Annotated in this window: 29 protein-coding genes; 12 read left to right on the top strand and 17 right to left on the bottom strand. The window is 64.3% G+C overall.

Annotated elements, in window-relative coordinates; genetic code table 11:
* Window positions 1-19: 19 nt before the first annotated feature.
* On the bottom strand, window positions 20-412 hold the full coding sequence (locus R4P57_RS00650) for an OsmC family protein (protein ID WP_317800980.1): 393 nt from the start codon (window positions 410-412) through the stop codon (window positions 20-22).
* A gap of 212 nt (window positions 413-624) precedes the next feature.
* On the opposite strand from R4P57_RS00650, the gene R4P57_RS00645 reads away from it, so the two are divergent.
* Window positions 625-1,578: a ferritin-like domain-containing protein gene (locus R4P57_RS00645; protein ID WP_317800979.1), complete on the top strand. Its 954-nt coding sequence runs from the start codon at window positions 625-627 to the stop codon at window positions 1,576-1,578.
* Window positions 1,579-1,783: 205 nt separating this feature from the next.
* Entirely contained in the window at window positions 1,784-2,791 is a 1,008-nt protein-coding gene (locus R4P57_RS00640) for an iron-containing redox enzyme family protein (protein ID WP_317800978.1), read from the top strand.
* On the opposite strand, the gene R4P57_RS00635 is transcribed toward R4P57_RS00640, so the two are convergent.
* A complete protein-coding gene (locus R4P57_RS00635; protein WP_317800977.1) occupies window positions 2,746-3,036 on the bottom strand; it encodes a CDGSH iron-sulfur domain-containing protein in 291 nt (96 codons plus the stop codon). The genes R4P57_RS00640 and R4P57_RS00635 overlap by 46 nt on opposite strands.
* Window positions 3,020-3,706, bottom strand: a complete 687-nt coding sequence (locus tag R4P57_RS00630) for a HemK2/MTQ2 family protein methyltransferase (protein WP_317800976.1) — start codon at window positions 3,704-3,706, stop codon at window positions 3,020-3,022. Before R4P57_RS00630 ends, R4P57_RS00635 begins: the two co-directional genes overlap by 17 nt.
* Window positions 3,707-3,866: 160 nt before the next feature.
* On the opposite strand from R4P57_RS00630, the gene R4P57_RS00625 reads away from it, so the two are divergent.
* Together R4P57_RS00625 and R4P57_RS00620 are read left to right on the top strand one after the other, a co-directional pair.
* Window positions 3,867-4,373, top strand: coding sequence for a hypothetical protein (locus R4P57_RS00625; protein ID WP_317800975.1), 507 nt, complete (start codon window positions 3,867-3,869; stop codon window positions 4,371-4,373).
* Window positions 4,370-5,599: an NAD(P)/FAD-dependent oxidoreductase gene (locus tag R4P57_RS00620; RefSeq protein WP_317800974.1), complete on the top strand. Its 1,230-nt coding sequence runs from the start codon at window positions 4,370-4,372 to the stop codon at window positions 5,597-5,599. The genes R4P57_RS00625 and R4P57_RS00620 overlap by 4 nt, the downstream gene beginning before the upstream one ends.
* 16 nt (window positions 5,600-5,615) lie before the next feature.
* Here the strand turns inward: R4P57_RS00620 and glsA are convergent, their stop codons facing one another.
* Together glsA and R4P57_RS00610 are read right to left on the bottom strand one after the other, a co-directional pair.
* A complete protein-coding gene (gene glsA / locus R4P57_RS00615; protein ID WP_317800973.1) occupies window positions 5,616-6,821 on the bottom strand; it encodes a glutaminase A in 1,206 nt (401 codons plus the stop codon).
* 46 nt (window positions 6,822-6,867) lie between these two features.
* Window positions 6,868-7,002: a hypothetical protein gene (locus tag R4P57_RS00610; RefSeq protein WP_317800971.1), complete on the bottom strand. Its 135-nt coding sequence runs from the start codon at window positions 7,000-7,002 to the stop codon at window positions 6,868-6,870.
* Between the two features lie 217 nt (window positions 7,003-7,219).
* Between R4P57_RS00610 and R4P57_RS00605 the strand changes: the two genes are divergently transcribed.
* A complete protein-coding gene (locus R4P57_RS00605; RefSeq protein WP_317800969.1) occupies window positions 7,220-9,406 on the top strand; it encodes a molybdopterin cofactor-binding domain-containing protein in 2,187 nt (728 codons plus the stop codon).
* A gap of 6 nt (window positions 9,407-9,412) precedes the next feature.
* Complete coding sequence (locus R4P57_RS00600) at window positions 9,413-9,877, top strand: (2Fe-2S)-binding protein (protein ID WP_317800968.1); 465 nt, start codon at window positions 9,413-9,415, stop codon at window positions 9,875-9,877.
* 73 nt (window positions 9,878-9,950) lie between these two features.
* Here R4P57_RS00600 and katG read toward each other — a convergent pair whose 3' ends face one another.
* The 10 genes from katG to R4P57_RS00550 all read right to left on the bottom strand — a co-directional run bounded on the left by katG (window position 9,951) and on the right by R4P57_RS00550 (window position 21,276).
* Window positions 9,951-12,131, bottom strand: a complete 2,181-nt coding sequence (gene katG / locus R4P57_RS00595; RefSeq protein ID WP_317801652.1) for a catalase/peroxidase HPI — start codon at window positions 12,129-12,131, stop codon at window positions 9,951-9,953.
* 75 nt (window positions 12,132-12,206) lie between these two features.
* Complete coding sequence (locus R4P57_RS00590; RefSeq protein ID WP_317800967.1) at window positions 12,207-12,686, bottom strand: Fur family transcriptional regulator; 480 nt, start codon at window positions 12,684-12,686, stop codon at window positions 12,207-12,209.
* Window positions 12,687-12,843: 157 nt separating this feature from the next.
* The gene (locus R4P57_RS00585; protein ID WP_032397635.1) at window positions 12,844-13,113 is read right to left on the bottom strand and encodes a metal-sensitive transcriptional regulator; all 270 of its coding nucleotides are present in this window, start codon (window positions 13,111-13,113) and stop codon (window positions 12,844-12,846) included.
* 52 nt (window positions 13,114-13,165) lie between these two features.
* Window positions 13,166-13,585, bottom strand: coding sequence for a DUF302 domain-containing protein (locus tag R4P57_RS00580; RefSeq protein WP_317800965.1), 420 nt, complete (start codon window positions 13,583-13,585; stop codon window positions 13,166-13,168).
* A 36-nt stretch (window positions 13,586-13,621) separates the two neighbouring features.
* The gene (locus tag R4P57_RS00575; protein WP_317800964.1) at window positions 13,622-15,775 is read right to left on the bottom strand and encodes an MMPL family transporter; all 2,154 of its coding nucleotides are present in this window, start codon (window positions 15,773-15,775) and stop codon (window positions 13,622-13,624) included.
* A gap of 164 nt (window positions 15,776-15,939) precedes the next feature.
* Window positions 15,940-16,404, bottom strand: a complete 465-nt coding sequence (locus R4P57_RS00570; RefSeq protein WP_317800963.1) for a MarR family transcriptional regulator — start codon at window positions 16,402-16,404, stop codon at window positions 15,940-15,942.
* Window positions 16,405-16,415: 11 nt separating this feature from the next.
* Complete coding sequence (locus R4P57_RS00565) at window positions 16,416-18,224, bottom strand: acetyl/propionyl/methylcrotonyl-CoA carboxylase subunit alpha (RefSeq protein ID WP_317800962.1); 1,809 nt, start codon at window positions 18,222-18,224, stop codon at window positions 16,416-16,418.
* A 14-nt stretch (window positions 18,225-18,238) separates the two neighbouring features.
* Window positions 18,239-18,487 (bottom strand): acyl-CoA carboxylase epsilon subunit, encoded by a 249-nt coding sequence (locus R4P57_RS00560; RefSeq protein WP_317800961.1) that lies wholly within the window; start codon window positions 18,485-18,487, stop codon window positions 18,239-18,241.
* Window positions 18,484-20,094 carry an acyl-CoA carboxylase subunit beta gene (locus R4P57_RS00555; RefSeq protein WP_317800960.1) on the bottom strand — a complete coding sequence of 537 codons (1,611 nt, stop codon included), beginning with the start codon at window positions 20,092-20,094 and terminating at the stop codon, window positions 18,484-18,486. Before R4P57_RS00555 ends, R4P57_RS00560 begins: the two co-directional genes overlap by 4 nt.
* 39 nt (window positions 20,095-20,133) lie before the next feature.
* Window positions 20,134-21,276, bottom strand: coding sequence for an acyl-CoA dehydrogenase family protein (locus R4P57_RS00550; RefSeq protein ID WP_317800959.1), 1,143 nt, complete (start codon window positions 21,274-21,276; stop codon window positions 20,134-20,136).
* Between the two features lie 95 nt (window positions 21,277-21,371).
* Here R4P57_RS00550 and R4P57_RS00545 point away from each other — a divergent pair, with 95 nt between their 5' ends.
* The 6 genes from R4P57_RS00545 to R4P57_RS00520 all read left to right on the top strand — a co-directional run bounded on the left by R4P57_RS00545 (window position 21,372) and on the right by R4P57_RS00520 (window position 24,797).
* Entirely contained in the window at window positions 21,372-21,953 is a 582-nt protein-coding gene (locus tag R4P57_RS00545) for a TetR/AcrR family transcriptional regulator (RefSeq protein WP_317800957.1), read from the top strand.
* An 81-nt stretch (window positions 21,954-22,034) separates the two neighbouring features.
* Window positions 22,035-23,054, top strand: coding sequence for an LLM class flavin-dependent oxidoreductase (locus R4P57_RS00540; RefSeq protein WP_317800955.1), 1,020 nt, complete (start codon window positions 22,035-22,037; stop codon window positions 23,052-23,054).
* 85 nt (window positions 23,055-23,139) lie between these two features.
* Window positions 23,140-23,946: a transglutaminase-like domain-containing protein gene (locus R4P57_RS00535; protein ID WP_094680263.1), complete on the top strand. Its 807-nt coding sequence runs from the start codon at window positions 23,140-23,142 to the stop codon at window positions 23,944-23,946.
* Window positions 23,947-24,057: 111 nt separating this feature from the next.
* The gene (locus R4P57_RS00530) at window positions 24,058-24,228 is read left to right on the top strand and encodes a CsbD family protein (RefSeq protein ID WP_008718579.1); all 171 of its coding nucleotides are present in this window, start codon (window positions 24,058-24,060) and stop codon (window positions 24,226-24,228) included.
* 93 nt (window positions 24,229-24,321) lie between these two features.
* Window positions 24,322-24,573, top strand: a complete 252-nt coding sequence (locus R4P57_RS00525) for a lipopolysaccharide assembly protein LapA domain-containing protein (protein ID WP_317800954.1) — start codon at window positions 24,322-24,324, stop codon at window positions 24,571-24,573.
* Entirely contained in the window at window positions 24,570-24,797 is a 228-nt protein-coding gene (locus tag R4P57_RS00520; protein ID WP_317800953.1) for a hypothetical protein, read from the top strand. The genes R4P57_RS00525 and R4P57_RS00520 overlap by 4 nt, the downstream gene beginning before the upstream one ends.
* 49 nt (window positions 24,798-24,846) lie before the next feature.
* On the opposite strand, the gene R4P57_RS00515 is transcribed toward R4P57_RS00520, so the two are convergent.
* Entirely contained in the window at window positions 24,847-25,137 is a 291-nt protein-coding gene (locus R4P57_RS00515) for a hypothetical protein (protein WP_317800952.1), read from the bottom strand.
* A 132-nt stretch (window positions 25,138-25,269) separates the two neighbouring features.
* On the bottom strand, window positions 25,270-26,061 hold the full coding sequence (gene thiD, locus R4P57_RS00510; protein ID WP_317800951.1) for a bifunctional hydroxymethylpyrimidine kinase/phosphomethylpyrimidine kinase: 792 nt from the start codon (window positions 26,059-26,061) through the stop codon (window positions 25,270-25,272).
* Window positions 26,062-26,190: the final 129 nt, after the last annotated feature.

The raw sequence follows: 26,190 nt of genomic DNA, 5'->3' as shown, positions 1-26,190 counted from the left end.
CACGCCGACCGTCACGGCGTCATTCAAGGGTGACGTCCACTCCGTCGATGACCTTGAGAAACGGGCAGATCGAAGTCGCCTGCGCCAACACTGCTTCGGCGTCATCGGTGCCTGGAAGAGAGACCGCGAGGGCGAACGTCGCGTCGTAGCCGGATGCATCCGAGTCGGTGAGTACGACGGTGCCCTTCACCGCGAGTTCGTCGACGCTACCCCCGACGGTTCCGAGCGCGATGCGCAGAGATTCGACCAAGCAGCTCGACAGTGCGGCGGCCATCAGCTGTTCCGGGTTGGTGTGCTCCCCCGGCCCTCCGAGTTGCTTCGGTTCTCGGACACCGAGGGACAGAACCCCGTCGTCGGAGGTGACTCCCGTCGCGGTGGCAGAGACAGTTGCTGTGTACAGCTGGGTGTTCATCGATGACGGATGTCCAGTCGGCTGCCGATCGAAACCGGCGGGGCTCGCGGCGCACGACGAGACTGAAGGGTACGTGTCGATGTTCACACATCGAAAGCCTCAGTTTGACCGAACCTACCGACGGGTAACGCTGCTGTCAGGGCCGAGCATCACGCTGTGACCCACAGGCATCGGCCAGAGAAAATCGACCACCCGACCGAAAGGGGAGCACCATGAGCACATCCACGTTGATCGCGCAGTTGCGCATCGCACTGCAGCTGACGAACACCGAAATCCAGATCGCGGAAACTCGCGTCGTTCAGGCGCGCACCGAGGCGGTACGTAGGGAGTTGACTCAGAACGCCGCGAACGGCCGTGAGCGCGCGGCAGCCATCGAAGAATCCCTTCGCGGACTCGGCGGACTACCCGAACTCGTCGCACCATTCCTGGGCCGCACACTCGCTGCCGTCAAGACGGTCGCGGAGCAGGCACAGCCTTTCGACGAGGCCCTGCTGGGCGATCTCGCACTCGAGCAGCAATTGCTGGGCCGCGCCAAGTACATCAAGGCACTGGCCACGGCAGCGAACGAGCCCACCGTCGTCGCACTGGCGACCCGGCTGGCCACCGCGCACACCGCAACCGTTGAATGGCTCGAGACGGTGCTCGCGGAAGATGCACTGGGCGGACCCGCAGCGCTGCGTCGCACTCCGTTTCAGGCCGCCGCAGGCACCGCGGTCAAGATCGTCAACGCTCCGGCAACCTGGTCGGCTCGCAGTCTCGACCGCGCACTGGACGCAGCTCGCGCCACCCCGGACCGCCTCGCCGCGCTTCTGGGCCGCGGCGCTCACGCCGGTGACGTGGCTGTCAGGACTCTGACGGCAAGTCGCGACGCAGCGCTCGAGGCGGCCGAGGACGTCACCCGCAGCGAGGGAGTCGACAGTGTCGCCGACGCGATCCATACCGCACGGTCGGCCAGCGGAACCCTGGACGCCGACGAGCTGCCGATCGCAGACTACGACGACCTGAACGTCTCGGACGCCGTCGCCGCGATCAAGGACCTATCGAACCCGACCGACGTTCGCACCGTCGTGACGTACGAAGAGGCACACAAGAACCGCCACGGAGTCGTGTCCGCAGGACAGGCGCGCGTGGCAGCAATCGCCAAGGATGTCATCTCCATCGATTGATGTAGATCGACCGACCCTTCTGCGAATACCGATGCGGCCCGTGAACTTCCGGGCCGCATCGCTGTATTCGAAGCCCTACGCCTTCAGCAGAACCTTGATGGCACCGTCCTGCTTGTTCCGAAAGATCTCGTACGCCGGCCGTGACGGCTCACGAACACCTGTGCGGACAGCGATTGGTACCGCCCCGCGATGGGTAGCCTCAAGTATGACCGAGCTTCTGTCCGCCCGCCCGACCGCCGCACGCTCCCCCGTCCTGCCGGTGCCGTGCGGGCCGATTTCGAATTCCGTCGTACGCTGCTTGACCAGAGGTGAGCCGGGCAATACCTCGATCCTGCCGACTCTCACGGACGTCGATTCCACGTCACGAGACGTACAACTCACCCTGCTGATCTGCTACGAATTGCACTATCGCGGCTTTGACGGTGTCGCCGACGCATGGGAGTGGGACCCCGACCTTCTCCGCCTGCGAGCAACACTCGAATCCGCTTTCCTCGAGTACGTTCGGGCTCACGTCGAACCCGGGCACGACGCGGCCGCGGAGATGGACTCCCTGTCCGTCGAGGCGACCTCGGGAACCGGCCCGTCGTGGTTTCTGCGGGACGAGGGCTCGTGGGAGCAGATGCGCGAGTATTTCGTACATCGGTCGATCTACCATCTCAAGGAAGCCGATCCGCACGCCTGGGCCATCCCCCGGTTGACCGGTCAGGCCAAAGCTTCGTACGTAGCAGTCGAATTCGACGAATACGGCGGCGGGAAGGGTGATCGCGTCCACCAGAAACTGTGGGCCGACTCCATGGCGGCCGCCGAGCTCGACGCGTCGTACCTCGGATACGTCGACCGTGTTCCCGCTCAGACTCTCGCGTGGGTGAACCTGATGTCGCTCTTCGGTCTGCACCGAGGACTCCGTGGTGCCACGGTGGGACATCTTGCCGCCACCGAGATCACGTCGTCGCCGGGCTCACAGCGGTACGTACACGGTCTGACGAGGTTAAAGGCACCCCAGGCATGCATTGCGTTCTACGCAGAGCACGTCGAGGCGGATGCGATGCACGAGCAGGTACTTCGGCACGATGTCGTCGGAAATCTACTCCGCGACGAGCCCGAGCTCGAGGCCGATGTGGTGTTCGGAATGCGCGCACTGGATTTCGTGGAGAACGAACTCGCCGATCACGTGATGTCGCGCTGGTCCGCCGGTCGGTCCTCGCTGGACTGAGCCGGCCGTTTCTTGGCGCGATGGCTGGTGTCGCACAACGGATAGTTCTTGCTCCGTCGGCATGTGCACACCGCCACCGCGAATCGGTCGGAACACACTCGTGTGCCGTCGTCCAACTCGATCTCGACAGGCCCGTCGATGACAATCGGCCCACCCTTGACGATGCGGACGATGGTGCGTTTCGTTGTGGACGCCGCGGGACCATCGTTGCCGCCGACGGCACTGCCCTCATCGTCGGTCGGCACGAATGACCACCAGATCCTCGATGTCGCGGGATGCTTCGAGCAGTCCGACCTGCTCGAGCCAGGCAGCCCTCTCCGTCATGACCGGGCCGAACGAGATCGATCGACGTGCGGCCACGGACACCGTCATGCCAGTACGGCGCAGCATCGCCTCGGTTCGTGCAGGGTCGGAGTACTCCGACTGCACCACCATCAGAGTCCCGCCGGGAACGAGCAAGTCGTGGGCGGCAGCGCACAGCGGATCCAGCACCACTCGGCCGTCGTGGCCGCCGTCCCACGCTCGGTGCGGACCGACACCTTCGGGCACCGCCTCCGAGGGCACGTACGGCGGATTGCACAGAACCACGTCGAACGGCTCGAGCATCGCCGCGTCCGCGAACGACCCGAGGCGGGCGTCGACGACGACATCCAGGGCGGCAGCGTTGCGGCGAGCGCACGCCACCGCGAGCGGCGAGATGTCGAACGCCAGCACTTCACGTGCCCCCAACGACGCCGCAGCGAGCGCGACGGCACCGCTACCGGTACACATATCGAGCACCCGGGCACCCCGCACCACCCCGGCCCGCGACGCCATCTCACACAGGAGCCATGAATCGTCCTGCGGCTCATACACTCCGGGGTCTGCGTGTACCACGCGGGTGGATCTGAACGTGTCGAATTCCGCCGTCGTCATCGAGGTGTCCTCTCGGAGATCGTCATCGCAAGACGTGCCCTCTCGGGCTGTGTGCCGAGCGTGGACTCCACTCGAAGGTGGAAGCTGTATGCCCGATTGCACCGGTCGCAAACAAGCCGCTTGAAACCGCACGAATCGGGTAGTCCAACTACAACCTGCGGTGAAGCAAACGCCGCTGTTCGCCCGTGTCGGGCCCACACCGTCTGCGTCGGCATCACTGCCCGCGTCGTTCATCGAGGAGATTCTCTTGTCGGTTCTACCCTCCATCGACCCTGTTCCCACCGTCGTCGTACCGTCGCTCAGGCAGGTGTTTCCGGCACCGACTGCTGGTGCCGGCATCACCGTCACCGAACTCGGCGGTGCCACCGTCGTTCGCATCGTCGGAGAATTCGGTCGTCAGGATCTCGGCGTGCTGGCGGAGACACTCGGTGATGCATCGGTCGAAGGTTCTCGGTTGGTGCTCGATCTGAGCGCAGTAGACGCGGTGCCGGCAGGCACGGCGGCAATTCTCGATGCCACGTCGATGCACCTGAGCCGGTGGGGCACTCGACTGGCTGTGGTCGGTTCGATCGAGTCGACCCGAGCGCTGGCCGCGGACGCACGCGGCCGCACCGCATTTCACACCACTCTCGACGCTGCACTCGCATACACAGAGATTTCGGCTTGACATCGGCAGGCGTCGACGGCCGCCACGACGTTCTCGTTCTCGGCGGCGGCAACGCGGGCGTCAGCGCGGCAGCACGCGCAATTCGGCTCGGTATCGACGATGTAGCAGTCATCGAACCCCAGTCCGTGCACACCTATCAGCCACTGCTGTCGTATGTCGGCGGCGGCCAAGCCCGACTCAGCGACGCCGAGCGAACCCAACGTTCGGTGATGCCGAAGAGCAGCACCTGGATCCAGGACACGGTAGCCCGAGTCGACCCCTACGAGAAGGTGGTCACGACCGCCTCCGGTCGGCGCTACGGCTATCGAGACCTGATCATCGGGACCGGTCTGGTGCCCGATCACGACGCTCTTCCCGGAATCACCGCAGCCGCCGACTCGGACGCGGTGACGAGCAACTACCTGGGTCGCGCAGAGAAGACCTGGCAACTGATCTCCCACTTCCCGTCACCCGAGGTCGGCGACTCCTCCAAGCGCGGCATGGCAGTGTTCACGGTGCCGCGGCCACCCGTGGGCTGCACCGGCACCACGCTCAAACCACTGTTCCTGGCCGCCGCCCACTGGCGGGCGACCGGGCAACTCGCCGACATCGACATCACCCTGGTGATCGACCGCGAGGGTCTACTCGATGTGCCTCGGCTGGATTCGGTGTTGCTCGATCAGCTCCGCGATCTCGGCGTCCGGATACTGCATCGCACAGCAGTGACCGCGCTTTCCCCAGAAACTCGGCAGATCACCGTCACCGATCACCTCGGCGCACAGGAGATCATCGACTACCGGATGCTGCACCTGGTGCCACCGTTTCGCGGACAGCCGTGGGTCGAGTCGTCGAAACTGACCGGAGAGGGACAGCACGGACTGGTCGATATCGACCCCCGCACCCTGCGACACCGCGAACACAGCGAGATCTGGGCCGCCGGTGACGGTGCCGGAATCGACACCGATTCTTCCGGCGGTGGGCTGAGAAAGCAGATAACCGTTCTGATCGACAATCTGCTGGCCGCCAGAGCCGGACGAGAAATGTCCTGGTACGACGGGTACACCGTGGCACCCGTGACGATCGACGCCCACCGTCTCGTTGCGGCCGAGTTCGACCGAACCGGGTCACTCACGCCCTCGCTACCGTCGTTTCTCGATCCACTGAAAGCGCGACGATCGGCCTGGCTGTTCGACCGCTACGGCCTGCCACTGAGTTACTGGAACATGATTCTCCGCGGACGGCTCTGACAGCACCGCCCATCGATCAGTCGAGTTCGAGCACTGCCATCAAGCCGTGCGGATCCTCGAAGTCGACGTCGTGGCCGTCTTCGCGCAGACCGGCGGCCGCGTCGTCGAGGAGCCGACGCGCCACGTCGTCCATCGCGCGAACGTGGTTCAGATCGAGGGTAATTCGGTGCTGGGCGCCGATGCCCTCGGCCAGGGTGGCCAGTACCGATTCGGCTCCGGCGAAACGTAGGTCACCTTGCAGTTGCACGATCGTGGAGTTCTCACCCGTCACCTCACGAATGGCCGACGTACCAGTCGGTGCTACATGCATCATGTGCAATTCGAGATCCCGAGAGAGACGCTCGAACACGGCGACTCCCCGCACACTGTTTCCGTGTTCGTTCAACTTGGGCGACAGCACAGCCAACCCGACCTGCCCCGGCAGCACACCGACGATCGCACCGGCGACCCCACTCTTGGCCGGAATACCTACCGCCGCAACCCAACTCCCCGATCCGTCGTACATCCCGCAGGTGGACATCACCGACAGCACGTGACGATTGACCGCGCCGTCGATCAACCGTTCCCCGGTGATCGGATCGACTCCTCCGTTGGCCATCACCGACGCAATCGTGGCCAGGTCCACACAGTTGACGTCCACCGAACACTGGCGGGCGTAGCCGTCGACCACCTCGGCCGGATCGGCTGCGAGAACTCCGACGGATTTGAGAAGGTATGCGATCGCGGTATTGCGATCGTCCGATTCGATCTCGGCTTCGTAGACAGACGTGTTGGTGCTCAATTGCCTTCCGGCGCAGCGGCTGTGCAAGTCCCTGACGCGTTCGGCGCGCTCCTGCGCAGAGCTCCCCCGAATCATCGAGTGCACAGCGAGTGCGCCTGCGTTGATCAGCGGATTGCGCGGTCTACCCGTGTCGCGTTCGAGCGAGATCTCGTTGAACGAATCGCCGGACGGTTCGACGTCGGTGGCCTCCAGCATTCGTTCGAGTCCGTTGTCTTCGACGGCCAACGCATACGCGAGGGCCTTGGAAATGGACTGGATGGAGAACTCGGTGTCGCGATCACCTGCGGCGTAGACCGATCCGCTGACGGTCGCAAGGGCCACCGCGAATGTCTCGGGGTCTGCTCGCCCGAGTTCGGCGTTACCCTCCGCGACTGCACCGCCGTCGAGTTGTCGGCAATCGTCGAGGACGGATTCGAGGTAGCGGGTGATCGGTGACTCCATCTCATCACGCTAACTCGACGCGGAGGTCACTTTCGCATCGCCCGATTCAGTGCTCGCGCTCGGAGTTCGTCGTCGATGCGCTCTGAAACATTTCCAGGAAAGAGCCGAAGCCCTTGCCACTCGTCGCAGTGTTGTCGCGTGTGTCCTGTGCGGGTCCGACCGCCGCGTTGTCTGATTCCATGACACAGATGGTGCCGTTCGGACATTTCAGCGGATCTGGGGGCACTGTCACGATAGGGCAACAAAAGGTAACGAAACGATAACGGCCACCGAGGTACCGCCGTCGTGACGAGTAACAAGTGGCCGAGGGAGTTCTCGGGTTCGCGAACGACCGAACCTCGACGTGCGCGGTTTGTCGGATCGGCGACTGTAAAGTCAGGCCCGACCGAAAGGACGATGTGACGCACGCGACACCTGGACGGCGCACGGTATCGCGTCGCTCTTTCTTCACGGCTGTGGTGGCCGGCTCGACGTTGATGCTCGTGACGCGGACGACGGCCTCTGCAGAGCCGCCCGACAGTGACGAACCCGAACAGGTACTCACCACGCTTCCCGCCGACTCCGATCTGGTGATCCTCGAGGTGCGCGGGGACGGATCCGTGCACTGCGCCTTACCCCGCGCCGAGATCGGACAGGGGCTCACCACCTCGGTGGCGATGCTGATAGCAGAAGAGCTGGACATCCCACTCGACAAGACCGTCGTGTCACTCTCACGCGGCCGACAGGAACTGATCGGAAACCACTACACGGGCGGCTCCAACTCCATCCAATCTCTCTGGGAGCCCACGCGATCCATCGCTGCGACGGCACGGGCGCGGCTGCTGCGCGCTGCCGCCGATCGGTGGGGTGCCGACGTCGCCACGCTGAGGATCGTCGACGGTGTCGTCATTGCACCGGACGGACGGGCGGCGCACTTCGGCGAGCTGGCAGCCGCTGCCGCGGCTCCGGAACTGCGCTTCGAGGCGGTGGACCCGAAGTCGGAGGAAGATCTGACGGTCGTCGGCACACCGACCACGCGCCAGGATGCTCGCGCGATCGTCACCGGTCGGCTCACCTACACGCTCGATCTCGACGTGCCCGACGCCATGCCTGTCGTCGTCCGACGCCCACCGACGATCAACGGAACCGTCGCCTCGGTGGACGAGGCGGCGCTGCGAGCGATGCCGGGGGTCATCGATGTTGCCGTCGTGTCCACCGGGGTCGCCATCATGGCGCGCACCTTCGGATTCGCGCTCGCCGCGAAGGACGCCGCGGTGGTCACGTGGAACGCCGGAACCATCGACGACGAGTCCACCGATTCCATCCAGGACAGGCTTCGGCGCAGCACCCCGGCGTTCACTGGTTTCGGCGGAGTGGGTAGGCCCGAGCTGCCGGGCGAAACGAAACTGAACGTCGATTTCGACTTCGCTCCCGTCTCGCATGCCGCGATGGAAACCAATTCGGCAGTCGCCGACGTGCGATCCGATCGCGCGGACGTCTGGGCATCGATGCAGCTACCCAATTACGCCGGGCAGAAAATTGCTCTGACACTGGGCATTCCGTTGAATCGGGTCACCACCCACGTGATGAACGGGGGCGGCTCGTTCGGCAGGCGGCTCTACTTGGACGGCCCGCTGGAGGCCGCCGTGATCTCGCGAGCAATGGGCAAACCGGTACGGCTGATGTGGTCGCGGGTGGACGACATGCGGCACGGTCGAGCCCGGCCCGCGGTACACACCAAGTTCGATGCGGTCCTCGCCCGCGGCGCGGTGATCTCCTGGGAGCAGCGCGTGGCCGCAGTGTGTACCGATTTCGACGGCGGTTTCGGTGACCTCGTCACCGACGCATCGGCACCGTCCCCGCTGATCTCCCAGACGCTGTTCCACAGCACCCGCGACCCGTACTCGTTCACCGACAGCAGTATCAGGACCCTCGTCGAGGTACCGATGGAGATGCCAACCGGCAGTTGGCGATCGGTGTTCTCCGGAACGGTACGTACCGCGGCCGAGATCATGGTGGATCGCATCGCCGACGCCCTCGATACCGATCCGCTGGAGCTACGCGTCGGGGCGGTGGCGAGCGACCGCCACCGTGACGTACTGCGCACGCTCGCCGCAGAGGGCAACTGGGGTGCAGATCTCGGCCCCGGCCGCGCGCAGGGCATAGGGTTCCATGCCGAATTCGGTTCCAGTGCAGGATATCTCGTCGAGATAGATGCGCAGGACCCGCAAACGCCCCGCGTGAGGAAAGCCGTCATCGTCGTAGACGTCGGCCGCGTGGTCAACCCCCGCAGCCTCGAGGCCCAGATGATCGGCTGCCTGATGGACGGCATCTCGACCACCCTCAGGGCCGGACTGCACTACGAGCAGGGGCTGCCGCTCGAAGGTAGTTACTCGCAGTTCCACTATGCCCGCCAACGCGATTCACCACCGGATGTACGGGTGGTGATCATGCCGCCCACCACCGAGAACCCTGGTGGCGCAGGAGAATTGGGAGTGCCCGCTGCTGCCGCCGCGGTGGCCAACGCATACGCACGCGCCACCGATACCACCCCCACCAGCTTCCCGATCCTGTTCGACGTCGACTTCGAACCGTTCCCGAAATGAGGATCCATGGCTGAACAGAAGTTCGTCGTCAACGGGGTCGCGGTGTCGGTCGACCTACCCGACGACATGCCGTTGCTCTGGGCCCTGCGAGACGAACTCGGTGTCCGCGGCCCCAAGTACGGGTGCGGCATCGGCGTGTGTCACGCCTGCACGAGCCATCTCGACGGGGAAGAGGTGCTCGCCTGTGTCACACCGGTCTCCGATGCCGTCGACAAAGAGGTCACGACCATCGAAGGACTCGCGGACGGCGATGTTCTCCATCCGGTGCAGCAGGCGTGGATCGACGAGGACGTCTCCCAATGCGGCTACTGCCAGCCGGGCCAGATCATGGCTGCCGTCGCACTGCTGAAGCGTATCCCCGACCCGACCGACGAGGACATCGACACCATCGAGAACGTCTGCCGGTGTGGTACCTATCCCCGAATCCGACGGGCCATCAAGGCGGCCGCTGAAGCGATGTCGCAGCGCTGATCGAAAAGTTTTCTGCCACAGCACAACACCCCGCGAACAACAGGTTCGCGGGGTGTTGTGTGAACTACCCGATTCAGCTCAGTTCGAAGCGATCGAGCATCATGACCTTGTCCCAGGCCGCGACGAAGTCCTGGACGAACTTGTCCTTTGCGTCGTCGCAGGCGTACACCTCTGCGAGAGCACGCAATTCGGAGTTCGATCCGAACACCAGGTCGTTACGGGTTCCGGTCCACTTCGTCTCACCGGTCGAGGCATCCTTGGCCTCGTAGATGCCGTCCTCCGCGGTGGGGACCCATTCGGTGCCCATGTCGAGGAGATTGACGAAGAAGTCGTTGGTGAGCGTTCCGACCTTGTCGGTCAGGACGCCGTGCGACGACTTTCCGAAGTTGGCTCCGAGCACACGCAGTCCGCCGACGAGCACGGTCATCTCGGGTGCGCTGAGCGACAGCAGGTTCGCCCGATCGACGAGGTTGAACTCGGCCGGAAGCTTCTGGCCCTTTCCGAGGAAGTTGCGGAAACCGTCGACCTTCGGCTCGAGATCGGAGAACGAATCGACGTCCGTCTGCTCCTGCGTGGCATCCATGCGGCCCGGTGTGAACGGGACCGAGACCCCCGATGCCTGCTCGAGTGCGGCAACGCCACCGAGCACGACGAGGTCGGCGAACGAGACAGTTCCGGAGAACGACTGCTGCACACCTTCGAGGACTCGGATGACCTGTGCGAGCTCGTCGGGCTCGTTGACCTCCCAGCCGGCCTGCGGCTGCAGGCGCAGACGGCCACCGTTGGCTCCGCCTCGCTTGTCGCTCACGCGGAACGACGATGCCGCTGCCCAGGCAGCCGAGATCAGCTGGTCCTGAGTCAGGTCGGAACCGAGGATCGTCTGCTTGAGCTCGGCGATCTGCGCGTCGTCGATCAGCTCGTGATCGACGGCCGGGATCGGGTCCTGCCAGAGCAGGGGCTCCGCCGGAACCTCGGGGCCGAGGTAACGCGAGACCGGGCCCATGTCACGGTGGGTGAGCTTGAACCACGCCTTCTGGAATTCCTCTGCGAGTTCCTCGGGATGGTCGAGCCAGCGACGGGTGATCTGCTCGTAGATCGGGTCGACGCGCATCGCGATGTCGGAGGTCAGCATCGACGGGTGGCGACGCTTGGTGGGATCGGCAGGGTCGGGAACGAGATCTGCGCCCTCGCCGTTCTTCGGGCGCCACTGATGCGCACCTGCGGGGCTCTTGTGGAGCTCCCACTCGAATCCGTACAGCGTCTCGAGGAAGCTGTTGTCCCACTGGGTGGGCGTGGGGGTCCAGATGACCTCGAGGCCACTGGTGATCGCATCTGCGCCGACACCACTCTGGTAGCTGTTCTTCCAGCCCAGGCCCATCTGCTCGATGGGTGCGCCCTCGGGCTCGGCACCGATGTGCTCGTCGGGGTCCGCTGCGCCGTGTGTCTTACCGAACGTGTGTCCGCCGACGGCGAGTGCCGCGGTCTCGATGTCGTTCATGGCCATCCGGCCGAAGGTTTCGCGAATGTCCAACGCGGACTGCACCGGATCCGGGTTGCCGTTGGGGCCTTCGGGGTTGACGTAGATCAGGCCCATCTGCACTGCGGCCAAGGGGTTTTCGAGACTCGTGCGGTCACCGTTGTAGCGCTCGTCTCCGAGCCAGGTCTGCTCCGGGCCCCAGTAGACGTCCTCGTCCGGCTCCCAGGCGTCGACGCGTCCGCCGGCGAAGCCGTAGGTGGGCAGGCCCATCGATTCGATGGCGACGTTACCGGTGAGCACGATGAGGTCGGCCCAGGAGAGCTTGCGACCGTACTTCTGCTTGACCGGCCAGATCAGACGGCGAGCCTTGTCCAGGCTCGCGTTGTCGGGCCAGCTGTTCAGGGGTGCGAAGCGCTGCATGCCCGCTCCGGCACCGCCGCGTCCGTCCTGCTTGCGGTACGTGCCTGCGGCGTGCCACGCCATGCGAATGAAGAAGGGGCCGTAGTGACCGAAGTCGGCAGGCCACCAGGGCTGCGAATTGGTCATGAGGGCTTCGATGTCGCGCTTGACCTCAGCGAGGTCGAGGGAGTTGAACTCGGCTGCGTAGTCGTAATCCGCACCCATCGGATCGCCGACGGCCGGGTTCTTCTTGAGGATCTTCAGATTCAGGGCCTTGGGCCACCACTCACGGTTGCTTCCACCTTCGACGGGCGTAGGCATCGAGTCGTGCATGACGGGACACTTGCCGCCCGACTCCTGTGGCTGATCCTCGTTCATCTCTTTTTCGCGTGTTACGTGATCTTCAGACACGTGCTTCCTTCCAAGGTGTGACGATCGGGCTGTGATCGGTGGTCACGAACTACGGTGCGTTCGAGACCGGGGAGGGAACTGAACGGGAACTGCCGGCTGCTCGCGAGCAGCCGAACACTGTGCGCAGAAGCCCCAGTAGATGACTTCCGCCTCGTCGATCGTGAAACCGACGGAGTCCGATGCGGTGAGGCACGGCGTCTCGCCCACCGCGCAGTCCACGTCGGCGATGACGCCACACGAGCGACACACCGCGTGATGGTGGTTGTCTCCGACGCGTGACTCATACCGCGCGGGCGAACCCGCCGGCTCGATCCGCCGCACCAGGCGCGCCACCGTCAGCGCATTGAGGACGTCGTACACCGTCTGCCGCGACACCTCGGGCAGCACCGATCGCACGAGTCCGAGGATCGTGTCGGTGTCTGCATGAGGATTGGATCCGACGACCTCGAGCACCGCGACCCTGGGACGGGTCACGCGCATGTCGGCGGTGCGTAACAGCTCCGCGTACGGTGAGATCGGCATCACAGTAATACTATCCTCCGCTTTTCTGGACAAAGTCAAGTATGCAGCCGAATTCGCCGGATGTCGACCTCAACGTCGCACAACAGCGTCGTCTCGGAGAAAACACGACTCCCACTGTTCGCTCTCCCGTCGCTCCCTCGTGGGATTCGACCCGGCCTCAGGCCAGTGCCAGGAACAGCTTCTCCAGTTCGGCCTCGGTCATCGGCTCCTTCTCGCCCGCGCTCTCGCCCGTCATGCATTCACGCAGACCGGTGGCCACGATCTTGAATCCGGCCTTGTCCAGCGCTCTGGAGACAGCAGCGAGCTGAGTGACGACGTCCTTGCAATCGCGACCGTTCTCGATCATCCCGATGACGCCGGCAAGCTGACCGTGCGCACGCTTGAGCCGGTTCAATACCAGTGCGATGCTGTCTTCGTCGCCGATCATGTCGATCCCCTCGATGGTTGTGGTGATGAACCCGATGGTACCCCCGGGGGCATTAAGCGGGATCGGATCCGGTACCACCCAGTGCCGCGATCGCCGCCTGCAGTTTCGCGGTGGCCTCGGAGGCGACCGCACCCAACTCGGGCTCACCGGTGACCTCGACCATGATGGCCGGGTTCATCGCCTCGACGACGACGGATCCCGCAACTGCCGTGTTCTCGCGGACCACCACGTTGCACGGCAACAGCAGACCGATCTGCTTCATCACTCCTACGGCGCGATGAGCAAGTCCCGGGTTGCATGCCCCCAGAATCACGTAACGCTCCATGTCCTCGCCGAGCTTGGCTTTCAGAGTAGCCTGCATGTCGATTTCGGTGAGAACTCCGAATCCTTGCTCCGACAACGCCTTTCTCGTGCTGTCGATCGCGGTGTCGAAATCGGTGTCGGTCAGTGTGGTGGACAATGCGATGTTCATGGTGACTCCTGAGAAATTGTCGTGTGGTGTGAGATGTCAGTGCGAAAAGCGGATGGAGGGCAGCAACGCGCGCAGCCACGCCGGCGACCACCAGGCACCGTGCCCGGTCAGTCGCAACAGCACAGGAAGCAGCACGAGTCGAACGAGGAACGCGTCGAGCAGTACAGCGACACCGAGGATGATGCCCATCTCCTTGGGTGGCAACGGTTCGGACAGTGCGAACGTGAAGAACACTGCCACCATCACCGCTGCTGCGGCGAAGATGACCCGCCCGGAGTGGGCCAACCCGTCGACCTGAGCAACCTTGGAGTCACCCGAGCGCTCGTAATGTTCCTTGGCGGTGGCCAGCAGGAACACCGTGTAGTCCATGGCGATGGCGAAGATCATCGCGAAGAAGAACACCGGGCCCCAGCCGTCGAGGAATCCTTGCGGTGTGAAGCCGAGCAGTGACGCGCCGCGGCCGTCCTGGAAGATCAACGTGGCGACTCCGAAGGCTGCGGCAGTCGACAGCAGGCTCACCAGAGTGCCGAGCAGCGCGATCAGCGGGGCCTGCAGCGCCACCAGAAGCAGCAAGAAACCGAGGACCAGGATGATCCCGACGACGATCGGCAGGTAGTCGTTCAAGGCCTGCTGAAGATCCAAGTTCTCCGCGGGTGCGCCACCGACGAGTGCCGAATCGGGCAGCGTGGCGCGCAGATCCGCGAGAATGGTACCCATCGCTTCGTCGGACGGATCCACCGACGGAATTGCCTGCAGCAGTGCATATCCCGACCCGTCGGTCGCACTCTGCGGCGGCGTCACCATCGAGATCCCGTCGACCCCCGCAGCGCCGGTCGCGGTGCCGAGAGCATCGGCGTCGGGAACCACGATCTGCAGCGCACCCGGCGCACCCGGCCCGAACCGATCCTGAACGAGCTCGTAGCCCTGGCGCACCGGTGCATCCTCGGGCACCACAGTGATCGACGGCATCGCCACCTTCAAGCCGAGTACCGGAAGTGCCAGGGCGATCAGGATTCCCACGGAGACGACGGCGAACGGCCACGGGTGCTTGTGCAACAACTCACCCCACGCCGCGAACCTCGGGGATCGATGCTCTTGCCGCTTGGCATACGGCAACGAGGCGGCGTTGACCTTGGGTCCGAGCGCCCCCAATGCCGCAGGCAGCAGCGTCATGGTCGCCAGCAACACGAAGGCGACGGCCAGCATGATCCCGACAGCCATCGTGCGCACCGCAGGCGCGGGGACCAGCAATACTGCGGACAAACTCACCAGCACCGTCAGCCCGGACAACACGACGGCTTTGCCTGCGGTATCCATGGTTTCGGCAACAGCTCCCCTGGGATCGGCGTTACGCAGCGCGTCGCGGAATCGAGCGACGATGAACAGGGCGTAGTCGATGCCGAGGGCAAGCGCGAACATCATCGCGAAATTCATGGCCCACACCGAGATCGGCGTGACACCGTTGAGCAGAACGAGGCCACCCGCGGACGCGACGAGTCCGGCGACGGTGAGCAGCAGCGGTAATCCGGCGGCGACGAGCGATCCGAACGCAAGCACCATGATCGCCAATGTGACTGGCCACGAGAACAGTTCGGCTTGGATCATCGCGTCGTGGTTCGCCTTGTTGAAGTCCGACCACAGGGCCGACGAACCGGTGGGATACACCTCGATTCCGTCGGTCGAGAGCGCGGTCAACCGCTCCTTCACGTCGTCGACGGCCTTCACCATCTCGTCGGTCGTGCCGTTCGCCCCGGCGATGACGATGCCGGTTCTGCCGTCCGGACTGATCGTCATGCCCGGTTGCGGCGCAACGACGTCCCCGAATCTGGTGTCACCGGAGAACATATCGGACACGTCGGTGATCACTGCCTGAACGGCGGGATCGGTGATGGATGCCGCGTCGGAGTGGACGACCACCTGCACCGCCGCCGAGGAATTACCGCCGAAGTGCTGCTGGGCCAACTCTCGAACCTGTACGGATTCGGATCCGTTCGCCTGCCATCCCGCTCCGGCGAGAGACGAGAACACCGAGGGCGCAAACGAACCAAGGCCGATCAGCGCGATGAGCCACACGCCGAACACCCAACGCCGATGGGTCACCATCGCGCCGCCCGCACGGCCGAGTAGGCCTGGCCCTCTCGCGGGCCGGTCATCAGGCGGACGAAGAATTTCGGCATCGCGCAGCGACATGGTTCTCCTATACGGGTGGGGGTATCGACCGGGGCAAACGAAACCCCGGACGATCGAACATTCCCACCATCGCATATACCCAACGGGGTATGCAAGTACCCCTGGGGGTATCACCCCAGGGGTACTCGAATCACATCAGGCGCGCCGCTGCACTCAGTCGCCGATCAGTGCCGACCGTTCCACTGCTTCTCTATCCCCCGCAGAACCTCGAGCGTCTGGGCAGAGTCTGCATCGACCGCCATCCTCGACCGAGCGCGCTCGAGCGCGCGCTCGGCGCGTGTCACGGCACGGTGGCCCGAGTCGGTGGCCTCGACCAAGTACTGCTGCCGATTCCGCGGATTGACACTTCGCACCAGCAGTCCCGCGTCCACCAGGCTCGCGGTGGTCGCAGTGATACTTGTTCTGTGCCGCACCAACTCTCGCGACAGCGTGCTGTACGACGTCGGCCCTCGCCTGCACACCAGTTCCAGCACCTCGTACCTCGCCCAGCTCAGCCCCTGTGCGTCCAGTGCCTCCGCCAGACGAACCCGCGCCGCCGACGCCATGCGCAGCACCGTGGACACGATTTCGAGCTCGGTGGAATGCACCGGAGAGGTACCACCATCGAACGATTCAGCGAGGGCAGTCATCGGACACTCCCCTACTTGATCTCTGCGAGGACGGTGCCTTGGGTGATGGCGTCGCCTGCGGTGACGGTCAGGCCGGTGATGGTGCCTGCTTTGTGGGCGTTGACGGGGTTTTCCATTTTCATGGCTTCGAGGACGGCGATGAGGTCACCGGATTCGACGCTCTGGCCTTCCTCGACGGCGACTTTGACCACGGTGCCCTGCATGGGTGCGGTGACCGAATCGCCGGAGGCGGCTCCGGCTCCGGCACCGCCACGGGTCCGGGCTTTGGGTTTGCGCCGCACCGCTCCCGCAGGTCCGCCGCTGTTGCCTGCACTGTTGCCGCCGAGGGACAGTTCCCCGGGCAACGAGACCTCGACGCGGCGGCCTCCGACCTCGACGACCACGGACTGACGCGGCAGGACGTCGTCGTCGTCGAGCGGTTGCCCGGCGGTGAACGGGGGGACCTGGTTGTCCCATTCGGTTTCGATCCAGCGGGTGTGGACGGAGAACGAGTCGCCGTCGCCGATGAACGCCGGGTCGGAGACCACTGCGGCGTGGAACGGGATGACCGTCGCGAGGCCTTGGACATCGAATTCGGCGAGTGCGCGACGGGACCGGGCGAGGGCTTGTTCGCGGGTGGCTCCGGTGACGATGAGCTTGGCGAGCATCGAATCGAACTGGCCACCGATCACCGAGCCGGATTCGACTCCGGAGTCGACGCGCACACCCGGGCCGGAGGGGGCGGTGAAGGTGGTGACCGGTCCGGGGGCGGGCAGGAATCCGCGTCCGGCGTCTTCGCCGTTGATCCGGAACTCGAAGGAATGCCCTCGCGGTTCGGGGTCTTCGGTGATGGACAGTTCCTCGCCGTTGGCGATGCGGAACTGCTGCAGGACCAGGTCGATGCCGGAGGTTTCCTCGGTGACGGGGTGTTCGACCTGCAGTCGGGTGTTGACTTCGAGGAAGCTCACGAGGCCGTCTTGTCCGACGAGGTATTCGACGGTGCCGGCACCGTAGTAGCCGGCTTCGAGGCAGATGGCTTTGGCGGAGGAGTGGATTTCTTTGCGTTGGGCGTCGGTGAGGAACGGGGCGGGGGCTTCTTCGACGAGTTTCTGGAAGCGGCGTTGCAGGGAGCAGTCGCGGGTGCCGGCGACGATGACGTTGCCGTGCTGGTCGGCGATGACCTGTGCTTCGACGTGGCGGGGCTTGTCGAGGTAGCGCTCGACGAAGCATTCCCCACGCCCGAACGCGGCGACGGCTTCGCGGGTGGCGGAATCGAACAGTTCGGGGATTTCCTCGCGGGTGCGGGCGACTTTCATGCCGCGGCCGCCGCCACCGAATGCGGCTTTGATGGCGATGGGGAGGCCGTGTTCGTCGGCGAAGGCGAGGATGTCGTCGGCGTTCTTGACCGGTTCGGAGGTGCCGGGGACGGAGGGGGCTTTGGCGCGGGCGGCGATGTGACGGGCGGTGACCTTGTCGCCGAGGTCGCGGATCGATTGCGGGGACGGTCCGATCCAGATCAGTCCTGCGTCGATGACGGCTTGGGCGAAGTCGGCGTTCTCGGAGAGGAATCCGTAGCCGGGGTGGATGGCGTCGGCACCGGACTTGGCGGCGGCGTCGAGGATCTTGTCGATCACCAAATACGATTCCGCTGATGTCTGACCGCCGAGCGCGAACGCTTCGTCGGCCAGGCGTACGAACGGGGCATCGGCATCGGGCTCGGCGTACACAGCGACACTGGCCAACCCGGCATCGGCGGCCGCCCGGATCACCCGCACCGCGATCTCACCACGATTGGCGACGAGAACCTTCGAGATTTTCTTATGGGAAGTCGAGGTGGTCATGTACTGAAATTCCTTCACTGGCCATATCGGGCATTGACGAAAAGGGCTGGGGCACCGGCAAGTCCGTATCGGTGCAGATCCTCGGGTCGACCCCACAGATCAGGTACCACCGGAAATTCGGCGAGCACGGACGACTGCGCCACGGTCAGTACCGCAACCACAGCAGCGATGTCGGTGTCGCTCGGTTTCCCGCGAAACAACCAACTAGGCGACGCAGCAACATGATTCGCTTCGATCACTGCGTCATGATTCGCTTCGTTCATAGGGGGATGTTTCCGTGTTTCTTGGGTGGGAGGGTGACTTGTTTGCGTTCGAGTAGTCGTAGTGCGGTGACGATCTGGCCGCGGGTGTGGCTGGGGGGTATGACGGCGTCGAGGTAGCCGCGTTCGGCGGCGATGTAGGGGTTGACGAGGGTGTCTTCGTATTCCTGCTGCAGTGTCAGGCGCAGGGCGTCGACGTCCTCACCGTTCTTGGCGGCGTCGAGCAGTTTCTTGCGGTACACGAACCCGACGGCACCGGAGGCTCCCATGACGGCGATCTGCGCGGTCGGCCAGGCGAGGTTCACATCGGCTCCCATGTGCTTGGATCCCATCACGTCGTACGCCCCGCCGTACGCTTTGCGGGTGATGACGGTGATCTTCCCGACGGTCGCTTCGCCGTAGGCGTAGAGCAGTTTCGCGCCGCGGCGGATGATGCCGTTGTATTCCTGGCCGGTGCCGGGCAGGAACCCGGGCACATCGACCAGGGTGATGATCGGGACGTTGAAGCAATCACACGTGCGGACGAAGCGGGCCGCCTTTTCGGAGGCATCGATATCGAGGGTGCCCGCGAACTGGGTGGGTTGGTTGGCGACGATCCCCACCGATCGGCCGTCGATGCGCCCGAACCCGACGATGATGTTGCGGGCCCGACCTTCTTGGACTTCGAGGAATTCGTCGTCGTCGAGGATCCGGGTGATGACCTCGTGCATGTCGTAGGGGGTGTTCGGTGAATCGGGGATCAGGGTGTCGAGTTCGAGGTCCTCGGCGGTGAGCGAGTCCTCGATCGACCCGGTGATCGGATCCGACGGTGCGGTGCGGGGCGCGTCGGCGCGATTGTTCGAGGGAAGGTACGAGAGGAGGTCGCGGACGTAATCCAACGCGTCGTGTTCCCCGGAGGCGACGTAGTGCGCGACACCGGATTTCTCCATGTGGGTCGTCGCGCCGCCGAGTTCTTCCATGGTGACGTTCTCGCCGGTGACGGTTTTGATGACGTCGGGTCCGGTGACGAACATCTGGGAGGTGCCGTCGACCATGACCACGAAGTCGGTCAGGGCCGGGGAGTAGACGTGCCCGCCGGCGGCGGGTCCCATGATCACCGAGATCTGTGGGATGACGCCGGAGGCGCGGACGTTGCGGTGGAAGATCTCGCCGTACAGTCCGAGGGAGACGACCCCTTCCTGGATGCGGGCTCCGGCACCTTCGTTGATGCCGACCAGGGGGCGGCCGGTCTTGACGGCCAGGTCCATCACTTTGACGATCTTCTCGCCGTAGATTTCCCCCAGCGAGCCTCCGAAGACGGTCGCGTCCTGGGAGAACACGCACACATCGCGGCCGTCGACGGTGCCGTAGCCGGTGACGACACCGTCACCGAAGGGCCGGTTGTCGGCCAACCCGAAGTTCTGGGAGCGGTGCCGGGCCAGGGCGTCGAGTTCGACGAACGAGCCGTCGTCGAGCAACGCGGTGATCCGCTCGCGGGCGGTCAGCTTGCCTTTGGCGTGGACCTTGTCCACCGCCGCCTCACCGGACGGAATCTCCGCAACCGCGAGACGTTTACGAAGATCGGCCAATTTACCCGCAGTGGTATGGATATCCGGTTCGGTCGTTGTCATGAAGGTGTCCCCTACGTTCTCGGTGCGAAGAATCGAATGTCAGTTGGATGCAAGCGAGCGCGCGATCACCAGACGCTGAATTTGGTTGGTGCCCTCGAAGATCTGAGTGATCTTGGCGTCGCGCATGTATCGCTCGACGCGGAAGTCGCGGGTGTACCCGTAGCCACCGAACACCTGCACGGCATCGGTGGTTACCTTCATGGCAGCATCGGTGGCGATCAGCTTTGCCACGGAAGCGTTGCGCGAGTAGGGAAGTCCGGCGTCACGCCGACGGGCAGCATCGAGGTAGGTGGCGCGGGCCGAGTCCACTGCCGCCGCCATGTCCGCCAGCACGAAACCGAGGCCCTGGTGGTCGATGATCTTCTTACCGAACGCAGTACGCTCCTGGGCGTACTGCACCGCGTCGTCGAGCGCCGCCTGGGCGATTCCCACTGCTACAGCGGCAATTCCGAGCCGTCCGGCATCGAGTGCACTGAAGGCGATCTGCAGCCCCTGCCCCTCCGCACCGATTCGCCACTCGGTGGGTACGTGCACGTTGTCGTAGTGCGCCGAGGTCGTCGGAATCGCATGCAGTCCCATCTTCTCCTCGGGCCTGCCGAAGCTCAAGCCGTCGGTTCCGTTCGGAACGAGGAAGCACGAGATCCCCTTCGAGCCTTCTCCGGTGCGGGCGAAGAGGTTGTAGAAATCGGCCACACCGCCGTGCGTGATCCAGGCCTTCGATCCGTTCACCGTGTAACCGCCGTCGGTTGGGGCAGCCTTGCAGCTGAGCGCCGCAGCGTCCGAACCGGCCTGGGCCTCGGACAGCGAGTACGCACCGATCTGGGCACCGCCGAGCATGCCGGGGAGCTTGTCTTCCTTCTGTCGATCGGTGCCGAACGCCATCATGGGATAGCAGGCCAGACCGTGCACGCTCACCGCAACTGCAACGGCGGCCCAGCGCGATGCCAGTTCTTCGAGGACCTGGAGGTACACCTCGTACGGCTGGCCGCCGCCGCCCCATTCCTCCGCGTACGGAAGGCTCAACAGCCCGGCCTCGCCGAGAGTTGCGAACACGCCGTCCGGGTAGGTCTCGTTGCGTTCGTGTTCGTCGACGATCGGGTCGAGTACCTTGTCCGCCACATCTCGGGTGAGCGCGATGAGGTCACGTGCTTCGGCGGTGGGCAACAGGCGATCGACGGGCACGGACAACCTCCGGGGCGTTTCAGCATCAGTACTGCAGGGTGATCCGCAGTACTGATGCACAGTACTGCACAAGTCGATGCAGTACCATCCTTGGTGTGAACGCACCCGTGACCTCGCACGCCACGGCGCGCCGTTCCGAGCTCTTCGACCAACTCGTGAGCCTGTTCTTGGCCGAGGGCTTCGCACACCTGACGCTCGACACCATCGCGGCCCGCCTCCGTTGCTCCAAGTCCACCCTGTACACCCTGGCGTCGAGCAAGGATCAGCTCGTCGGCGGTGCCACCGTGCACTACTTCAAGTCCATGACCACCCAGGTCGAAAATGCGGTCGCCGAAGTGAACGGCACCCGCAACCGCATCACCACGTATCTCACCGCCGTCGGCGCAGCCCTGGAAACCGCGTCCGAGCAGTTCATGACCGACCTGGCGTCACTCGAGGCGGCCCGATCGGTGTACGAACGGAACACCGCAATCGCCGCGCGCCGCGTCCAGGAGTTGATCAGCGAGGGCGTGGCCAGCGGCGAAGTGCGCGACGTGCACGCGGCCTTCGTCGGCGACGTCGCCTCCTCGGTCATGGTTCGCATTCAGACTCGCGAGGTGTTCCGCCTGACCGGACTGAGCGACGGCGACGCATATCTCGAACTGGCGAAGCTCTTGACCGCAGGCATCGGCACGTAGACCCGACGCCGGGAATGGATTCACCCCGACACACGCTGAAGTACAGTGAATATAGTTGATCCTTCAACGAAAGAGCACGTGATGAAGAAGATCGGATTCCTGTCCTTCGGACACTGGTCACCGTCCCCACAGTCGCAGACAAGGTCCGCGTCGGACGTGCTGCTGCAGTCCATCGACCTCGCGGTCGCAGCCGAGGAACTGGGTGCCGACGGCGCGTACTACCGCGTTCATCACTTCGCCAACCAACTCGCGTCGCCGTTCCCCCTGCTCGCTGCCGTCGGCGCCAAGACGAGCACCATCGAGATCGGCACCGGCGTCATCGACATGCGCTACGAGAATCCGTTCTACATGGCCGAGGACTCGGGTTCCGCCGATCTGATCTCGGGCGGACGGTTACAGCTCGGAGTCAGCCGAGGATCGCCCGAGCAGGTCATCGAGGGTTATCGCTATTTCGGCTACGCACCCGCCGAGGGCTCCGATCACGCCGACATGGCCCGCGAGCACACCCGCATCTACCTCGACCTCCTCGAGGGCAAGGGATTCGCACAGCCGAATCCACGGCCGATGTTTCCCAATCCACCCGGACTACTGCGCCTCGAACCGCACTCCCCCGGTCTGAGGCAACGCATCTGGTGGGGTGCCGGCACCCGCGAGACCGCCGAGTGGACCGCACGACAGGGCATGAATCTGATGAGTTCGACCCTGTTGAGCGAGGACACCGGTGTGCCGTTCCATCAGCTGCAGGCCGAGCAGATCGAACGATTCCACAAGACGTGGAGCGATGCCGGACACGACTTCGCGCCGCGAACGTCCGTGAGCCGTAGCATCTTTCCAATCGTCAACGATCTCGACCGTGCCTACTTCGGCCGGGAGGGCACTGGTGACGACCAGGTCGGCTATCTCGACGGCGGCAAAGCGCGATTCGGCAAGACGTACGCAGGTGAGCCCGATCGACTGATCGAAGAGCTCGCTGCGGACGAAGCGATCGCGGCCGCAGACACTCTGCTGCTCACCGTCCCCAATCAGCTGGGCGTCGACTACTGCGCGCACGTACTCGACACTGTGTTGAATGACGTCGCTCCCGCGCTGGGGTGGCGCTGACCACTCACAGAGCGAGAAGGGATTGGTATCGGCGGATACGGGTAATGGCAGCACGTTCACCCACCACCACCTGCCAGGAGTTCCCGTGCTCAAACGCGACGTATCCGCGCGCCTCGATGTAGACATCACCGCAGCCACCACACTCGAATTCCAGATCGCGATCGCGCCGCACCCGGGCACGACGGTCACCGAATCACTGTCCTTCGTTCTCGACGGCAACCCCATCGAGGCGAAGGAAGTGAGCGGACCGCACGGCAACCGAATTCACGTCATGCCTGCCGATGTGGGCAACCTGCAGGTGTCGTACGACGCCACCATCCTGGGCAACACCACCCCGGCACCCGTGACCGACTACGACATGTCCCTCTACCTCCGACCCAGCCGGTACGCCGAGGCCGACAAGTTCTACGGTTTCGCCGCAACCGAATTCGGTGACTACGCGGACTCCGAGGAACTGCTGGCCAAGATTTCCGCGTGGGTCGGCGCTCGCCTGAGCTACGTTCCGGGAAGCAGTGATCCGATCGACGGAGCTGTCGATACGCTGCTCGCCGGACAGGGCGTCTGCCGGGACTACTCGCACCTCGTGGTCGCCATGCTGCGTGCGGTCAACGTTCCGGCACGCCTGGTCGCGGTGTATGCACCCGGCTGCGATCCGATGGACTTCCACGCCGTCGCCGAAGCGTTCGTAGGCGGCCAGTGGCGCGTCGTCGATGCCACGTGCCTCGCACCTCGCTCGACGCTGGTCCGGATCTCGGTCGGTCGCGACGCCGCCGACACCGCATTCCTGGACAACCACAAGGGTGCCATCACCCTGAACAGTTCCGTGGTCACTGCCGTGGTCGACGGCGAGCTCCCCCATGACGACATCACCGAACTGGTCTCCCTCACCTGATCCCCAACCGAACGCCGCCGTGAGCTACATCACAGCGGCGTTTGTTCTCGGGCGCGAAAACCGACTAAGTATCCGTTACCAACATTCACAGCCACCTGAAAGGTGTTCACCATGAGCTTCATCGACAAGGCAAAGAACGCAGCAGAAGACGCCATCGGCAAGGCGAAGGAAGTTGTGGGCGACGCCACCGACAACAAGGACCTCGAGGCCGAGGGCAAGAAGGATCAGGGTTCGGCAGGCGTGAAGAAGGTCGGCGAGAACATCAAGGACACCTTCAAGTAACACCCTCCATCTCATCGAGTGCCGCCGATCTCGATGATCGGCGGCACTCGCTTTTCACCCCACCTACTTCACACCAGAGAACGGATTCCCCTCATGACCACATCGACCGAGACCACCAAGCGCCGCGGCGGATTCGCCTCGAAGTTCGCCCTCCTCATCACGCTCGTCCTCGTCGCAGCTCTGGTGATCTTCGTGCTGCAGAACACGATTCACACCAACATCAACTTCCTCGGCTGGAACTTCGAACTCGCTCAGGGCGTGTCCCTGCTCGGTGCAGCTGTCGTCGGTGCCGTCATCGCGCTCGCCGCAACCGCCGCACTGAAGGTTCGACGCGCAGTCCGATGATTCCCTTGCTCGCGCGTAAATACCTGTACCGCTACCTCATCGTCGCGATAGGGCTCCCCATTCTCGCCCGGCTGCTGGCATTCGCCGGTCAGAGCCTCGAAAAGCGAACGGGGAAGGACAACGTCGTATCGAAAAGCTTGAAGTCGGCCAGCAGATTCGCGCAACGGCGAGCAGACAAGTCGCAGGGCAAGAAGGACCGCAAGTCCCAGCACACAATCCGCTAGGCCGGTCGACGGGTGCGTCGACCGGCTTCACCGGCTTACGCGGTGACGATCAATGTCCTGCCGGGTCGGTCAGCGACTTGCCTTCCTGAGCCTTCACGCGCTTGCGTTCCAGCAGCACCAGCACGATTCCGGCAACCAGGAGGACCGGCGCGGCTACCACCCCGATCCACGTCCAGCCACTGAACCCGTACCCGGCCGCGGTGAGTGTGAGGCCGAGGCTCACCAACGCCAGACCGATGCAGATGTATCCCGGCCAGTTGCGTGTGTCGACGATCGCCTCACCGGCGTGGCCACGGGTCGTCCGATCGTCGTCGGTGGCACCGGCGTCGGATTCGCTCATGTTCTCGTGCTCCATGTGGACCTCTCGAGATGATGTGCGGCGGCCACTGACCGCAAGCCGGTCCTGAGAAGCGTTCGCCGCCTGCACTTCGCTCTTCCCGGAACCTGCCGTCCACAAACATGCAGCCGACGCTCAGTCGTGCCAACTCACTGCCGCGAACGGAGCGTGGCTCGTCAGTCGGCCGACGATGCCGGCGTGTGCGAAATTCTTGGCGGTGGCGACGGCGTCGAGCACGTCTGCGCCTTTCGCCAGTTCTGCGGTGATGGCTGCGGCGAACACGCAGCCGGCACCCGATACGCGTTCTTCGCCCACCTTGCGGGCGCGCAGCACAGTCAGTTCGGACCCGTCGTAGACGACGTCGACGGCCTCGTCGCCGGGCAGACCTGCGCCACCTTTGACCACGACGAAACGAGGACCGAGGTCGGCAATTCTCTTGGCGGCCTCACCGAGGTCGTCGACGGTGTCGATGGCGTCCATTCCGGACAAGGTCTGCGCCTCGAACAGATTGGGGGTGATCACGGTGGCCAACGGAAGAATCTCGCGGCGCAGGGCATTGTCGGTGTCGAGCGCTGCGCCCGGCTCCTGGCCCTTGCAGATCAGCACCGGATCGACCACCACATGTCGCCACGGCTGCAGACGCAACGACGTCGCTACCGTGTCCACAGTGACGGGGGTGCCGAGCATGCCGATCTTGACGACATCGAGATCGTGTGCGGCAGTGGCTACTTCGATCTGATCGGCAATGACCGCGCTCTCGATGGGCACGAATCGGTGACCCCAGCCCGCCTTCGGATCGAACGAGACGATGCACGTGATCGTGCCGACTCCGTAGACACCGAGCCGCTCGAATGTCTTGAGGTCTGCTTGCAGACCGGCTCCGCCGGTGGCTTCCGAACCAGCGATGACGTACGCGATTGTCGACATGACCTCAGTATGACAATCGCAGATCGGCACCGACGCGAGTGGTCGCCACGAGATTGGGTCCGGCGGATTCGGGGCATACATTCGTCTGATCGATCGAACGAAGACCCTGCGCTGTACATCGACGTCGAG

This window comes from Rhodococcus sp. IEGM 1330, from assembly GCF_033142445.1.
Lineage (GTDB): Bacteria > Actinomycetota > Actinomycetes > Mycobacteriales > Mycobacteriaceae > Rhodococcoides.
The sequence above is the reverse complement of the archived record's forward strand: the minus strand, read 5'-3'. Positions and strand labels throughout refer to the sequence as shown.